13 protein-coding genes are annotated in these 14,324 nt (G+C 73.9%); 9 read left to right on the top strand and 4 right to left on the bottom strand.

From position 1 onward, the window contains the following. Positions 1-30 precede the first annotated feature (30 nt). The 8 genes from ACZ7G3_RS12970 to ACZ7G3_RS12935 all read left to right on the top strand — a co-directional run bounded on the left by ACZ7G3_RS12970 (position 31) and on the right by ACZ7G3_RS12935 (position 8,639). Positions 31-627, top strand: coding sequence for a DUF5998 family protein (locus tag ACZ7G3_RS12970; protein WP_426521837.1), 597 nt, complete (start codon positions 31-33; stop codon positions 625-627). Further along, positions 627-1,820 carry an alkaline phosphatase family protein gene (locus tag ACZ7G3_RS12965; protein WP_470925310.1) on the top strand — a complete coding sequence of 398 codons (1,194 nt, stop codon included), beginning with the start codon at positions 627-629 and terminating at the stop codon, positions 1,818-1,820. The genes ACZ7G3_RS12970 and ACZ7G3_RS12965 overlap by 1 nt, the downstream gene beginning before the upstream one ends. 52 nt (positions 1,821-1,872) lie before the next feature. Next, positions 1,873-2,526, top strand: coding sequence for a thymidine kinase (locus tag ACZ7G3_RS12960; protein WP_426597883.1), 654 nt, complete (start codon positions 1,873-1,875; stop codon positions 2,524-2,526). A gap of 42 nt (positions 2,527-2,568) precedes the next feature. Further along, on the top strand, positions 2,569-2,889 hold the full coding sequence (locus ACZ7G3_RS12955; protein WP_470925308.1) for a hypothetical protein: 321 nt from the start codon (positions 2,569-2,571) through the stop codon (positions 2,887-2,889). A gap of 272 nt (positions 2,890-3,161) precedes the next feature. Further along, positions 3,162-4,298 (top strand): leucine-rich repeat domain-containing protein, encoded by a 1,137-nt coding sequence (locus tag ACZ7G3_RS12950; protein ID WP_470925306.1) that lies wholly within the window; start codon positions 3,162-3,164, stop codon positions 4,296-4,298. Next, positions 4,295-6,229 (top strand): ankyrin repeat domain-containing protein, encoded by a 1,935-nt coding sequence (locus ACZ7G3_RS12945; RefSeq protein ID WP_470925304.1) that lies wholly within the window; start codon positions 4,295-4,297, stop codon positions 6,227-6,229. Before ACZ7G3_RS12950 ends, ACZ7G3_RS12945 begins: the two co-directional genes overlap by 4 nt. Then, positions 6,226-7,431 carry an AAA family ATPase gene (locus ACZ7G3_RS12940; protein WP_470925303.1) on the top strand — a complete coding sequence of 402 codons (1,206 nt, stop codon included), beginning with the start codon at positions 6,226-6,228 and terminating at the stop codon, positions 7,429-7,431. The genes ACZ7G3_RS12945 and ACZ7G3_RS12940 overlap by 4 nt, the downstream gene beginning before the upstream one ends. An 11-nt stretch (positions 7,432-7,442) precedes the next feature. After that, positions 7,443-8,639 carry a vWA domain-containing protein gene (locus ACZ7G3_RS12935; protein ID WP_470925301.1) on the top strand — a complete coding sequence of 399 codons (1,197 nt, stop codon included), beginning with the start codon at positions 7,443-7,445 and terminating at the stop codon, positions 8,637-8,639. A 17-nt stretch (positions 8,640-8,656) separates the two neighbouring features. On the opposite strand, the gene ACZ7G3_RS12930 is transcribed toward ACZ7G3_RS12935, so the two are convergent. From ACZ7G3_RS12930 to ACZ7G3_RS12915, 4 genes are all read right to left on the bottom strand, one after another. Then, the gene (locus tag ACZ7G3_RS12930; RefSeq protein ID WP_470925299.1) at positions 8,657-9,670 is read right to left on the bottom strand and encodes an EcsC family protein; all 1,014 of its coding nucleotides are present in this window, start codon (positions 9,668-9,670) and stop codon (positions 8,657-8,659) included. A 146-nt stretch (positions 9,671-9,816) separates the two neighbouring features. Next, a complete protein-coding gene (locus tag ACZ7G3_RS12925) occupies positions 9,817-10,464 on the bottom strand; it encodes a hypothetical protein (RefSeq protein ID WP_470925297.1) in 648 nt (215 codons plus the stop codon). A gap of 84 nt (positions 10,465-10,548) precedes the next feature. Beyond that, positions 10,549-11,184, bottom strand: a complete 636-nt coding sequence (locus tag ACZ7G3_RS12920) for a ribonuclease H family protein (protein WP_470925295.1) — start codon at positions 11,182-11,184, stop codon at positions 10,549-10,551. A 134-nt stretch (positions 11,185-11,318) separates the two neighbouring features. Then, positions 11,319-11,945, bottom strand: a complete 627-nt coding sequence (locus ACZ7G3_RS12915) for a hypothetical protein (protein WP_470925293.1) — start codon at positions 11,943-11,945, stop codon at positions 11,319-11,321. Positions 11,946-12,167: 222 nt separating this feature from the next. Between ACZ7G3_RS12915 and ACZ7G3_RS12910 the strand changes: the two genes are divergently transcribed. Next, entirely contained in the window at positions 12,168-14,315 is a 2,148-nt protein-coding gene (locus ACZ7G3_RS12910; protein WP_470925291.1) for a hypothetical protein, read from the top strand. Positions 14,316-14,324 lie beyond the last annotated feature (9 nt).

The raw sequence follows: 14,324 nt of genomic DNA, 5'->3' as shown, positions 1-14,324 counted from the left end.
CGTGCCGCGCAGTCGGCGCGCCCCCGTAGGATGGACGGCATGGCCAAGACCAGTACGACGACCCAGGGGCTGCGAGCGGCGATCGAGCGCAGCGGCTACTACCCGGCCCTCGTGGCCGAGGCGGTGGAGGCCGCTGTGGGCGGCGAGCCCGTGCGGTCGTACCTGGTCCACCAGGAGACGACGTTCGACCAGAACGAGGTGCGCCGGCACGTGACCGTGCTCGTGCTCACCGGCAACCGCTTCATCGTCAGCCACACCGATGAGCAGGCCGCCGACGACACCTCCCCGACGCCGTACGCCACGACGTCCACGGAGTCCGTCAAGCTCGGCCGGATCTCCTCCATCGTAGTCAGCCGCGTGGTCGCCAACCCGGAGCAGTACAAGCCGGGCACGCTGCCCCGCGAGATCGTGCTGACCATCGGCTGGGGCGCCGTCTCCCGCCTCGACCTCGAGCCGGCCGCCTGCGGCGACCCCAACTGCGAGGCCGACCACGGCTACACGGGCAGCTCGACGGCCGACGACCTCAGCCTGCGCGTCAGCGAGGCCGGCGACGGCCCGGAGACGGTGCGCCAGGCGCTCACCTTCGCCCAGGCCCTCTCCGAGGCGACCGCGGACACCTCCCGCTGATGGCGCAGCACACCGCCTGGGACACCGAGCCGGAACCCCTCCCCGTCGACTCCGCCCCCGTACCCGAGTACGGCACCGGATCGCTCGCCGACCTGCTGCCCACGCTCGCCGCAGGCCTCGGCGTCCCCGGCATGACCGCCGGGATCACGGAGCTGACCCCCGCCGACCGGAACTGCGTGTTCCTGATCGACGGCCTCGGCTGGGAGCAGCTGCGTGCGCACCCGGAGGACGCCCCCTTCCTGACCTCGCTGCTGGGCAGCTCACGGGGCGGCACCGGACGCCCGATCACCGCCGGCTACCCGGCGACCACCGCGACCTCCCTCGCCTCCGTCGGCACCGGTCTGCCGCCGGGCGCCCACGGCCTGCCCGGCTACACCGTGCGCGACCCGGCCACCGGCGCGCTGATGAACCAGCTGCGCTGGCAGCCGTGGACCGCACCGGGCCGCTGGCAGCCGTACCCCACCGTCTTCGGCCTCGCCCACGAGGCGGGTGTGCACGCCGCCCAGGTCTCCTCCCCGACCTTCGCGAACACCCCGCTCACCAAGGTCGCGCTCAGCGGTGGTGAGTTCCACGGACGCCTGTCCGGCGAGGACCGCATGGACTGCGCCGCCGAGCAGCTGGCCCGCACCGACCGTGCCCTCGTCTACACGTACTACGCCGAGGTCGACGGCGCCGGCCACCGCTTCGGCGTCGACTCCGACACCTGGCGCGGCCAGCTGGCGCACGTCGACCGGCTGGTCCAGCGCCTCGCCGAGCAGCTGCCGCCGCGCAGCGCCCTGTACGTCACCGCCGACCACGGCATGATCGACGTGCCCTTCGACGAGGACCACCGCATCGACTTCGACGAGGACTGGGAGCTGAAGGCGGGCGTCGCCCTCCTCGGCGGCGAGGGCCGCGCCCGGCACGTCTACGCCGTCCCCGGCGCGCACAACGACGTACTGACCTGCTGGCGGGAAGTGCTCGGCGAGCAGTTCTGGGTGGCGTCCCGCGACGAGGCGATCGACGCGGGCTGGTTCGGTCCCCGCATCGACGACCGGGTGTACGACCGCATCGGCGACGTGGTCGCCGCCGCGCGGGACGACGTGCTGCTCATCGCCTCCGAGCGTGAGCCGAACGAGTCGTCGATGGTCGGCAACCACGGGTCGATGACCCCTGCCGAGCAGCTCGTCCCCTTGCTCGAAATCCGCTCCTGACCCACCCCCCCCGCGTACCCCGCCCCCTCTGCCGAAAGGTGCTCAGCCCCTCATGCCCGAGCTCGTGTTCTTCTCCGGAACCATGGACTGCGGGAAGTCGACACTTGCTCTGCAGATCGGTCACAACCGGTCGGCGCGAGGACTACAGGGTGTGATCTTCACGCGGGACGACCGTGCGGGGGAGGGGAAGCTTTCCTCGCGGCTGGGCCTGGTGACGGAGGCGACCGAGGCGGCTCCGGGCATGGATCTGCACGCCTACCTCGTGGATCGGCTGTCGCGGGGCGGCAGGGTGGACTACGTGATCGTGGACGAGGCGCAGTTCCTCGCCCCGGAGCAGATCGACCAGTTGGCACGCGTCGTGGACGACCTGGGCCTGGACGTCTTCGCCTTCGGCATCACCACCGACTTCCGCACGAAGCTGTTCCCCGGCTCGCAGCGGCTGATCGAGCTGGCGGACCGGATCGAGACCCTTCAGGTCGAGGCGATGTGCTGGTGTGGTGCGCGTGCCACGCACAACGCCCGCACGGTGGGCGGCGAGATGGTCGTGGCGGGCGAGCAGGTCGTCGTCGGAGATGTGAACGGCCCGGCCGCGGAGGTCGGTTACGAGGTGCTGTGCCGACGTCACCACCGCCGCCGGATGACGAGTGTCTCCGCGCACGCCGGCGCGCTCTCACCGGACGTCCTGCCGGTGGCCCCGCCTGAGTGACACCGGCCGAACCGCCGGTCACGGGGCCTTCTCCACCTCCTCTTGAGGTGGTGGGAGGAGGGCTCGAGGCGTGCCGGCCCATGGCTGTGGCCGCTGACCGGAACGAGCACCGCCCACCGCCACCCCCACCAGGCCGTCGACCGGCCGGCGTCCCTCGCGGGGCTGTGCGCCGCGGGCGCGGCCCTGCTCACGGTCACGGGAGGGCAGAGCCGGCAGGGCGGCGGCAAGGCCGTGCAGACCGTGTTCGGACTGCTCGTTCTCGGCGCCACCTGGGCGGCGGGTTCGGCCGTCCGGGAACGGCGGGAGAGCACGCGGCGCGCGGTCGGCCGGCGCACCCCGCACCCGCCGGACGCGCACCACTGACCGTCCGGTGGCATCGCCGGACATCTCACCGGACGGCCCGCCGAACAACTGATCGACATGTCGGCGGATCCGGCTATGATCTTCCACGGCAAGGCTGTAGCGCAGAGGTCGTCGCGCCCTAGCATCAAGCTGGAGGACGTCGGTTCGAATCCGACCGGCCTTGCCGCCCTTGTCGTGGAGGAACGTCGATTGGCGTCGGTCCGTCCTGGGCGGGCGGAGGGCGATGCCGTCCTCGGCGGGCCGGGCACCGGCGATGGACCGGTGGAGTGGTGATGACGCAGCCGACACCCGTGCGCTGCCCGGCGATCGAGCACCCGGACATCCCGATCAGTGACCCTGTCGGCCTGGACCCGCTGCTGACCCGTCTGACGTCGGCCCGGGCGGTGGAGACCGACGAGGTGTTCCCGCTCGGCACCGTGCGCGCGGACGGCCGTGTCGACCTGTGCAAGCAGGGTCTCGGGGCGGCCGGCGCCGCCCGGCTGATGCCCGTCGCCGCCACCTCACCGCACGCCCGGCACATCCTGCTCGGCACCAACGCCATCGGCGACGAGGGGGCGTCGACGGTCGCCCGCGCGCTCGTCGACGGCCACGGCCTGCACACGCTCTACCTCGGCTGCAACCGCATCGGCCCGGAAGGCGCCGACGCGCTCGCGGACACGCTCTCCGCGGACGGCACCGTCCGCGCCCTGTGGCTCAAGCGCAACCCGGTGGGCGACGACGGCGTGATGGCGCTCGCCGCGATGCTCCGCCGCAACACCACACTGCGCACCCTCGACCTGGTCAACACCGGTGTCACCACCAGGAGTCTGCGCGCCCTCGCCGACGCCCTCACCGGCCGCCCGCGCCCGGTGGAACGCCTCTTCCTCGGCGGGAACGGCCTGACCGCCGACGCCGCCGGCCTGCTGGCGGCCCTGATCCGGGAGGCGGGCGTGCGCGAGCTGTACCTGCCCGCCAACCACCTCGGCGACGAGGGCGCCGCCGTCCTCGCGGCAGCCGCCGCCGACTCCGGGCGGCCGGTGCGCCTGGGCCTGGGCGGCAACGGCATCGGCCCCGCCGGGGCGCGCGCCCTCGCCGACGCCCTGGGCGCCATCGAGACGCTCGACCTGGGGCGGCCGATGTCGGAGCGGAGCCTCGGCGCCCCCGCCAACGCCACCGGCGACGAAGGCGCCCGCGCCCTGGCCGCCGCGCTCGCGGGCAGTCCGCTGCGTCGGCTGGAGCTGTGCCACACCGGGCTCACCGGCCGGGGCGCGAAGTCCCTGCTGGCGGCGGTGCCGGACGCCTCACCGCTGGAGTACGTCGGTCTCGGGCCCGGACTGCCCCGGAAGGTGAAGCGGTCCTTCACCCAGCGCCTGCGGCCCGTGGCCGGGGCCCACCCCGACCTGCGCGCGATAGGAAGTGTCTACCGTTGAGCGGCCGCCCCGAACTCCCTTGCTTCCCACCGGAGGAGGCGGCGAGCCGGCGGCGGGTCCGCCGCTACGCCGTGCCCCGGAGGATGATCGAGCGCGCGACGGAACGCCGTACGGCCGGTGACTGGCGGGGCGCGTGCGCGGCGGCCGACGTGGACGTCGACATCGACCTGCCGGAGGTCGCCGAGCACTGCGGCGACGACGTCGCCGCGGCGCTGGCGGACGACTTGCGCCACCTGGTCCCGGACCTGGTGCGATGGCACCTGCCCCGGGTGCTGGGCGGGTGGACCACCCTCGACACCGACCGCACCGTGGTCCTCGCCCGCTACCGGCCGGTGCGAGCAGGCGAAGGCCCCCGCTCCACGCCGTACCTGCACCTCACCACGCCCGCGATGCTGGAGGGCCCGCAGCGGATCACCCTGCGGTTCCGCACGGTCGCGGACGAGAAGACCGCCGGCGTCTTCGGGAGCCCGACCGAGGACTGGCGGTACGCCCGGCACCTGTGGGACGCGCGGCACACCGCCGAACTGCGCGAGCGGTGCGGCGGCGGCACCGAACGTCCCCCCTTCTTCCACACCGACGGCCGACCGCGCCGTACGGACGAACTGCCCACGGCCGACCCGGGCCCCGGTGACGCGCCGGCCCGGGCCGAGTGGATCACCCTGCTGCACCAGAAGGGCGAGGTCGAGGCGGCCTTCACCGCGGCCGGGATCGAGGCCGACCTGACACCCCCGTCCGGCGGCCCCGGCTGGTACCAGGCCGATCCGACGAAGCTCCTCGGCCGGCTCGCGCTCGACCACACCCGTCTGGAACGGGAGGTCCGCCGGCTGAAGGACGAGGGTGTCGGCGACCGCTTCCTCGTCGTCGGCGACTGGCGCACACGCATCCTGCTGGAGCCGACGGCCACCGGCCTCGGGGTCAGGGCCGTCGACCGCGGGGAGACCAACGGCGTGCCCTTCCTGGCCGAGGCGCTCTGGCGCAGGCTCCCCGACCTCGACCTGCTGCGCGTCGGCGGAGTCGAGCCGGAACACCTGCATCCGCTGGTCCGCGAGGCGCTGTTCCCCGACCTCCGGGTCGCCGACGGGACCGGTGGCCCACCGGGCCCCGCCGTCCCCGAACCCGTCCGGGTGCGCTGCCGCGGCGAATGGCACGAGGTGGGCTTCCGCCCGGGCGGTCTGCTCCGCATGCCGCACAGCGACGAGGAGCAGCAGCGCGAACGGGCCCTGCGCGCGTTCGGCGGCGCCGTCGCCGGGTGCTTCGCCGTCGAGCAGACCTGGGCGTCGGGCGACGGCCGCCTGCCGAAGGCGCTCCGCGCCCAGCGCCAGGACCTGTTCCTGCGCGCCCAGCACGGCGACACCCACGGCGTGCTCCAGCTCCTGGACGCGGGAGTGGATCCCCGGGTCCGCGACGCCTCCGGACGCTCGCTGCTCCACGTACTGCACCTCCTCGACCACGAACCGCTCCTGCCCCGGCTGCTCGCGGCGGGGCTCGACCTGGAGGCCCGGGACCAGCGGGACCGCACACCGCTGTTCGTGGCGGTCAACGACGGCGGCTCCAGGGCCCTCGTGGAGGCACTCCTCGCCGCCGGTGCCCGGATCGACGTGGAAGACCAGATGGAGCTGTCGCTGGCCCAGGTCATCCGCCGCTACCGGCGTTCCGACCTGGCCTTCCTCCGGAAGCGCGTCCGTGAGGAACACCCTGGCCTCGGGGCCGACTGGTGGGACGAGTACATGGACCGCAACGAGCAGGAGGAAGCGGACGAGTACGAGCCTGTCGAGCCCGAGCCCGAGCCCGAGCCCGAGCCCGAGCCCGAGCCCGAGCCCGAGCCCGAGCCCGAGCCCGAGCCCGAGCCCGAGCCCGACGAGCCCGAGTCCGACGAGCCCGAGCCCGACGAGCCCGGACTCGACGCGTACAGCAAGGAACTGCCGTTTTGAGCACCGACGCCGCCCCCCGCACCGGACCGGCCCCGCTGGCCGCCGCGGACGACCTCGTCGCCAGGCTGCGCACCCGGCGCACCGAACCCGCCGCCAACCCCCAACTGGAGGCGCTCGCCCTGGCCGTGACGGCCAACCAGCCGGTCCTGCTGTGGGGCGAACCGGGCATCGGCAAGTCCGCCGGCCTGGAGCAGCTCGCCGCCGGACTCGGCCTCCCGCTGGAGACGGTCATCGCCAGTGTGCACGAGCCGTCGGACTTCGCGGGACTGCCGATCGTCGGGGACGACCCGGCCACCACCGGCGTGCCGATGGCCCCGCCCGACTGGGCGGTCCGGCTCACCCGCGCCGGACAGGGCCTGCTCTTCTTCGACGAGCTGTCCTCCGCGCCACCGGCCGTGCAGGCGGCGCTGCTGCGGGTCGTCCTCGAACGCCGGGTCGGCAGCCTCGTCCTGCCCGATGCGGTGCGCATCGTCGCCGCCGCCAACCCGCCGTCGAGCGCCGCGGACGGCTGGCACCTCAGCCCGCCGCTCGCCAACCGCTTCGTCCACCTCGACTGGACCCACGACCCGGCCACGGTCGCCCGCGGCATGGCCGGCACCTGGCCGGAGGTGGCCATCCCCGCGGTCGATCCGGCCAAGGTGCCCGGTGCCGTCGCGCGGGCCCGCGGCGCCGTCTCCGGTTTCCTCACGGCCCGGCCCGGCCTGGTCCACCACATACCCGCCGATGCCGAGAGCCGGGGCCGCTCCTGGCCGTCACCCCGCACCTGGGAGATGGCGCTGCGACTGCTCGCCACGGGATACGCGACCGGCGCCGGCCGCGAGGCGACGGCCGCCGCGCTCACCGGGGCCGTCGGGGACGGCGCGGGCATCGAACTGCTGTCGTACCTGGAAAACCTCGACCTGCCCGATCCCGAACGGGTCCTCGCCGACCCCGACGCGTTCGCCCTCCCCGAGCGCGGCGACCGGCAACTGGCCTTCCTCATCGCGGTCGTCGCCGCCATCCAGAGCGACCTCACCCGGCCCCGCTGGGAGGCCGGCTGGGCGGTCCTGGCCAAGGCCGTGGACGCGGGCGTACCGGACGTGGCCGCCCGGGCGGCCACCGACCTCGCGTCGATGCGCCGGATCGACTGGCCCGTACCCCCCGGCATCGACGGGTTCCTGGACCTGCTGCAGATGTCCGGGGCCCTGCCCGGCAGCCGTTGAGGCCCACGGGCATGACGAAACCCGGCAGCGGCCTGGACACGACCAAACTGCTCGCGGCCCGCTACCGCGCGGCGAACGACCGCCCCTACCTGGCGTCGGCCCTGTACGCCCTCACCGTCGTGCCCAGCCCCGACGTGCCGACGATGGGAGTGGACCGCCACTGGCGCTGCTACGTGTCGCCCGCCTTCGTCGACGCGACCCCCGTGGAGGAACTCGCGGGCGTCTGGATCCACGAGGCGGCACACCTGCTGCGCGACCACCACGGCCGCGCCGGCCGGCTCCCCGCCGCCGACCAGCGCGACCGGTACCGCGTCAACGTCGCCCAGGACTGCGAGATCAACGACGACCTCCTCGCCGACGGCCTGCGCCTGCCCGCCGGACGCGTCGAACCCCGCCTCTTCGGCCTCCCCGAAGGGCAGCTGTTCGAGGCGTACCTGCCGCAACTGCCCCCGCACGTGAGGGAACACGACTGCGGATCGGGCGCCCACGGCCGCCCGGCGCCCTGGGAACTCCCCGGATCCGCCGGCCCCGCCGCACTCGGCGACGTCGAGGCCCAGGCACTGCGCCGGCTCACCGCCGAGGCGATGCGCACCCACCAGCGCACCCGCGGCACCCTGCCCGCGGGCTGGCAGCGCTGGGCCGAGGAGGTCCTGGAACCCACGGTGGACTGGCGGCAGGCGCTCTCCGGCGCGGTCCGGGAAGCCGCCGCGTGGGCCGCCGGAGCCGTCGACTACACCTACCGCCGCCCCTCGCGCCGCACCCCGGCGCTGCGCGGCGTCGTCCTGCCCAGCCTGCGCCGTCCGCTGCCCCGGGTGGCCGTCGTCGTCGACACCTCGGGTTCGATGGGCGACGCGGAACTCGCCGCCGCCCTGGGGGAGATCACGGGCGTACTGCGCGAGGTCGGCGTACGGGGCAACCGCGTCACCGTCCTCGCCTGCGATGCCGACGTGCACGCCGTGTCCCGGGTGACGTCCACCGAGCAGGTCACCCTCGGCGGCGGGGGCGGCACGGACATGCGCGTCGGCATCGACGCCGCCCTCGCGGCCCGCGACCACCCCTCGTTCGTCATCGTCCTCACCGACGGACTCACCCCCTGGCCGGACGAGGTCCCGTCCTGCCGCCTGATCGCGGCCCTGATCGGCGACGGCGCGCCGCAGCCCCCGGGCTGGGTGGAGACGGTACGGGTCCCTGCCGGCTCCCCCGGGTAACGGCGACCGCGGCTCACTTACGTGGCGTCGGTCTGAGGGTCGTCGTCCCAGCCGGCCGCCAGCGCGGCCGGCAGCGGCAGCCCGTACTTGTCGCACAGGAACCGGGTCTGGCAGTACCGCTGGGCCTCGGTGGCCACTCTGCCGAGGACCGCGGAGTTCATGCCGGCACCGATGAGGACACCCACGACCGGCACGACCTTGGCGACGTTCTTGACGGGCACCCTGGAGCCGGCCGGGCCCAGCTGCTTCATCAACTTCTCGAGAGCTGCCAGGAGACGGTGGTCGTTGCGGAGCTTCTGCGACCAGTTCACGCGTCCCTTGACCGCGCTCGCCGCCCGTGCGGTGTCACGCAGCGGCTTGGCTTTGGCCGCCTGTGCCATGAAGGACCGCTGTACCAGGTGCTGGATGAACTCCTGCTCCTTGGGGTCCTTGGCGTCGTAGCCGTAGGAGTACGCGATGCGCGCCGCTATCGACGTGCTCAGGACCTGGACGACCAGGATGTCCGCCGTCAGCGCGGTGAGGGTACCGGCGACGGGGACCATGGCCAGCAGACCCATGGCGCCGCCTTCGACCGCTCCGGTGGTCCGCCACTTGAGGGTGTTGCGGGTCAGCAGCCGGTCGCAGACCTTGAGGTCCTGCTGCCGCAGTTCGGTGAAACTGTCGATGTCGAGGCCCTGCTTGCGGGCGAGCTCCTCGACGCTCTTCGGGTCGTTGAGATCCATGGCCTTGTCGTTGACCAGCTCGAGCAACGCCGCCGCGCCTGCGAGCGCCGGCCGCAGGGCCGTGTCGGCGACCGCGTCGCCCGCGCGACGGATCGGTTCCGCGACCGCGTCCGGCACGGCGTCCTTGGCCCGTCTCGCGGCGTTCCCCGCGACCTCACCGGTGCGGCTGAGCGCGGTGCTCGCCCAGTTCGGCAGCCCACGGCGGTCGTTGCGGCGCTGCCAGTGCTCGTTGAGCGCGTCCCACACCTGCCTCTCGTACTCGCTCATCGGGGGTGCGCCGTCGACGAGTGGGTCGGCGTGCGTGCTCATTGAGGTTCCCTTTCGCCTGTGATGGCTGGGCCCGCTGTGTCCTACCAGCTGACACATGGGTGAAGTACATCGTTCAGTGGCAAGTTCTGAAAAGGTGGGGATGCGCGGGAAAGATGCGGAACAGTCGTCCCGAGCCGGTTGGCCGTTCAGTCGCCGAGGGTGAACGCGAGGCCGCCCGTGCGCAGTTCGTCCTCGGTCTGGGTGAGACCGCCGCGGTGGGAGACCTCGACCGTGTAGAACTTCGAGCCCGGCGTGATGTCGTCGACCGTGAAGGGGAACTCGCAGCCCAGCTCCGTCTTCTCGCCGAAGCCGAGGCTCCCCACGGCGACGAGGGTTCCGGCGGCGTCGGTGACGTTGACCTGGGCGCCGAAGTCGATGTCGGAGTAGCCACCCGTCCCGGAGCACAGCTCCTCGGGGTCCAGACCCGCGCCGATCCCGGCGACGGTGAGGGTCCCGTCGGTGCTGAAAGGCCCCTTCACGTCCTCGGTCAGCTCAGCGTTCACGGAGGGTGAAGCGGACGCACCGGCTGCGGTCGCGTCGGTCTCGCTGCCACCGGCCAGTGACATCCCCGCCCAGCAGGCGCCCACCACGGCGGCCCCCAGGCCGGCGCCGATCGCGAGGACGGCGCCGCGGGACAGCCGCGACCAGTGGGAGGCGGACGCGGCCGGCGGGTGGTCGGGCGGGGCGGGGAGCGGCTCGGTGGGCGCGGGGGCCGGTTCCTCGGCCGTGGCCCGGTCCGTTTCGGGGGCCTCGGCCGGGGGAGGGGTGTGCGGCTGCTGCTCGGGGGAGGACATCGCGGGACTTCCTTTCGGCACGAGGGCGCGGAGGTGTGAGGGAAGGTGTGACGGGAGGAGGGCGCGGCGAGCGGGTACGGGGGCTCAGCCCCGGCCCCGCCGGTACTCGGCCAGCGCACCGCTCGCCCAGAGCGGGACCAGCCGGGGTATCTCGGTCGCCGGGACCCGGCCGCACACGGAGCGCAGGCCGAGCTTGGCCAGGGAGTCGGCGGCCTCGTTGAGCGGGTTGCCGACGTGGGCCTTCTCGTGGACGAAGGTCAGATTGGGCGTGTACTCGGCGTACATCTGCAGCTTGACGAGGCTGGGCGTGCGGCCTTGCGAACGCAGCCGGGTCCCGTAGCCGTCCGGCATCCGGTAGCCGCCGCGCTGCCACTCGTGCAGGAGGTCCAGGGCGTCGAGGTTGTCGACGCGCACCTCGACCGGCCGTCCGGGGTGCGCGGCGAAGATCCGCCGCAGTCCCCAGTACACGGCTCGGAGTTCGGTGACGACGACACGGAAACGGGGTGCGGTGAGGTACTGCGGGTAGGCGTGGGCGCGCAGTCCGGTCTCGCCGGTGGTGGCGAGGTAGCCGGTGCCGACCTTGTCGCCGGTGCCGGAGGCGTCCGTGGCGAGGACGATCGGCGTCCGGGACACGGCCTTGACCACGCCGTCGAAGTGCACCTGCGGACGGCCCTTGAGGGTGGGGCGGGGTGCGTGGGCGAGCGGGGAACGGCGGCCCATCGACGGACCCTCCTGTTCACGTCGGGCGGGTGGCGGAGGGGAGAAGGGAGGGGCGGGCGGTTCGTTCTCGGCGGGCCGCCCGCCCCGTGTCCGCCGCGTCCCCCCACGAGCGCGGCGGCGTCTGCGGCGGCCGGTCAGCCGACCTTGGTCCACTCCTGGCAGCCGTTGGTCTCGAAGTACTCGCCCTTGTTGACCGTCACCCGGCCCTGGCCCTGGAGGTTCGCGTTGGCGATGATCGCGTCGAACTCCCCGGAGGCGTTCTTGGTGCGCGCCCAGTAGCAGTTCTCGATGATGCTGCCCTTGTCGGGCCCGGCGGTCTTGTAGGTACCGGCCTGCATGTCCTCGCCGACGAGGTACTGGCCGTCGCCCTCGACCGTGGTGGCCGCTCCGGGCTTCTTGGCGGGCTTCGGCGTGACGGTGACCTTCTCGGTGACCGTGACGGCCGGCTCCGGTTCGGCGGCCTCGGCGGGCGCGGTCTCGGTGACGGTGACGGCCGGGGCGGGAGCGGCGGAGTCGTCCTTGCCGTCGGACTCCCCGTCTCCGCCGATGCCCGCGCCGATCACGAGGGCGACGAGCGCGGTCGCGCCGTGGGTCAGCCAGGCCTTGCGGCGCGACGGCTTCGACCCCGTCGGCAGGCCCGCCGGAGGCTGCCCGGCACCGGTCGGCGGGACCGGCATCGGCGGTACGGCGCCCCAGCTCGGTGCGTTCCCGGAGTCGGCGGGCCCCGGGGTGCTGGGCGGGGTCGAGGGCGGGTGGCTCATCGCGGTGGTCCTCCGGTTCGGCGTCGTGGCGCTGCTGATCACAAGGTGCCCGCCGTTCCGGTGGTGCGGTGAGGAGATCACTGATAACCCGTATTATCAGATGGGTTTCCCTCCGAGTTCCGGCCTCGCTGTAGATTGCTGACGTCCGCCCACCGAAGAGGGGTGGACCACGAGGCGAGGAAGCCGGCCTCGGTGACCCGGGGGAGAGGGGGGACACGTCCGATGACGACGCACACGACCGCGCGGACGCCCTCCGCCATACTGCCCGAAACCCCGGCCTGGCGGATCACCTACGCCGAGATCGCCGCCCTCGCCCAGGTCAAGCGCCCGGTCCCCACCACCTGGGCCCGCCGCCACCCCGACTTCCCCGCGCCCGTCGCCCACGAGGACGGACGCCCCCTGTTCGACGCCCGCGCCGTCGTCGACTGGCTCGCCTCCACCGGCCGCGGCAACACCGAACCCCGCCGGCTCCGCGCCGAGCTCGCCCTGCACACCCTGGCCGCCTGGCGCACCCCGGCCCTGCCCGCGTCCGTCCTGCTCGGCGCGCTGACCTCCCTGGTCTGCCTGCACCAGCAGCTCGACGCCCCCGTCGCCGACGGCCGCCCCTGGCACACGCTCCTGGAACGGGCCGCCGACCTCGACCCCGACGACCGCTTCCTCCTCTCCGAACTGCGGGCCCTGCCCGACCCCGACCGCACCGGCCCGGCCCTCGCCCACCTCGCCGACGAACTGATCGACGCCGCCTACAACCCCGCCGAGGCCTTCGACTGGATCCTCCAGGCCCGCCACCGCCTCGGTTCCCACGACCCGGCCGCCGACGGGCCCACCCCGGCCGTGGTCCGCGCCCTCGCCGCGTTCTCCGGGATCGACACCCTCGACGAGGGTGCGGTGATCGCCGTCCCGCACGCCTGCTCCGGTGACCTTCCGGCCGCCCTCCACGACCGCGCCGCCGAGGACTCCGGCCACGTCTACCTCGCCGCCGACCCCGACCCGGCCCGCGTGCGCCTGGTCCGCCGGCGGATGCTGGTGCGCGGGGTGTACGAGTTCCGGCTCGACGTCGTCGAGGGCGAGGAACTGACCGCCGAAGAGGACGAGTGGGGCTCCCCGCACCTCCTCGTCTGCGCCCTGCCCTACGAGGCCGCCGAGACCCGCGACGCGAAGGCGGTCCTGGACCAGGTGGCCGCCCTCACCGACTACCTCGACACCGGCGCCACCGCCGTCGTCCTCGGCCCCGCCGACGTCCTCACCGGCCCCCTCGCCCGGCACGGCGACGCCGACCGCCTGCGCCGCTCCTTCCTGAAGCCCGGTTTACTCAAGGCGGCGATCAGCCTCCCCGACGGCGCCTACGCCTACCGCCCCGGCTACCGCACGGCGGTCTGGATCCTCGCCCGCGTCCCCGAGGAGCAGCGCACCGGCCGCGTCCTCCTCGCCGACTACTCCGCCCGGCCGCTCACCGAGCCGGTCCTCGAGGCCCTCGCCGAGGACCTCGCCATCTGGCGCGCTTCCGGCTGGACCCCCGACCCGCGCCACGAACCGCGCCACGCCGCTATCGTCCACGGCACCGACCTGGACGGCAGCCCCGGCGCCGCGTTCACCCCGCAGCACCGCACGCCCGCGTCCCGACACCTGCGGACGGTGGTGGAACGCCCGGCGGTCATCGCGGACCTGGAGCGTCGCCTGGGGGAGCTCCACGAACGTTCGCGTGCCGGTGAACTCCGGCTGCACGCTCAGGCGGAACTGCGTCCCGAGAACCAGCCGGTACGCCGTACGTCCGTCGGCCGCCTCCTGCGCGCCCGTCGCCTGCGCCGCCGCCCCGGCCACCGCTTCGCCCCCGAACACCTCACCCCCGAGGGCCACTACACGGTCCTCACCCCCGAGGAGATCCTCGGCACCGCCCGCATCGGCGGCCGTCGCATGGACCGGGGCATCCTGCTCACGGCGTACGAGCACGCCCAGTTCACCGAACCCGGGGACCTGATCGTCACCGCCCACCCGCACTTCGGCGTGTACGTCGACGTGGAAGGCGTCTCGCTGGTCGCGGCGCCGGCCCGCATCCTGCGCGTGCATCCCGACGCTGATCCTCCGGTACGGCCCCGGGTGCTGGCGGCGCTGCTGCGGGCGGCGGCGGGGGAGCACGCCCGCACCAGCGGCGCGGTGCGCGCCTCCCGCCGTATCGAGGACCTGGTCGTCCCCGACCTGAGCAGCGCCGAGGCCGACCTGTACGAGGCCGTCCTCGCCGAGATCGAGAGCCGGGCGGCGTTACTGCGCGAGCAGACGGCCGCGCTCGACGACCTGACCCGCGTGATGGCGGCCGGCATGACCGACGGCACGCTCACCATCCAGGCACTCCCGCAAACCGATGCCCACTGAAGGAGACGG

It is taken from the genome of Streptomyces sp. NPDC037271 (genome assembly GCF_055603605.1).
Note: the sequence above shows the minus strand (reverse complement) of the source record. Positions and strands in the feature narration are given on the sequence as shown.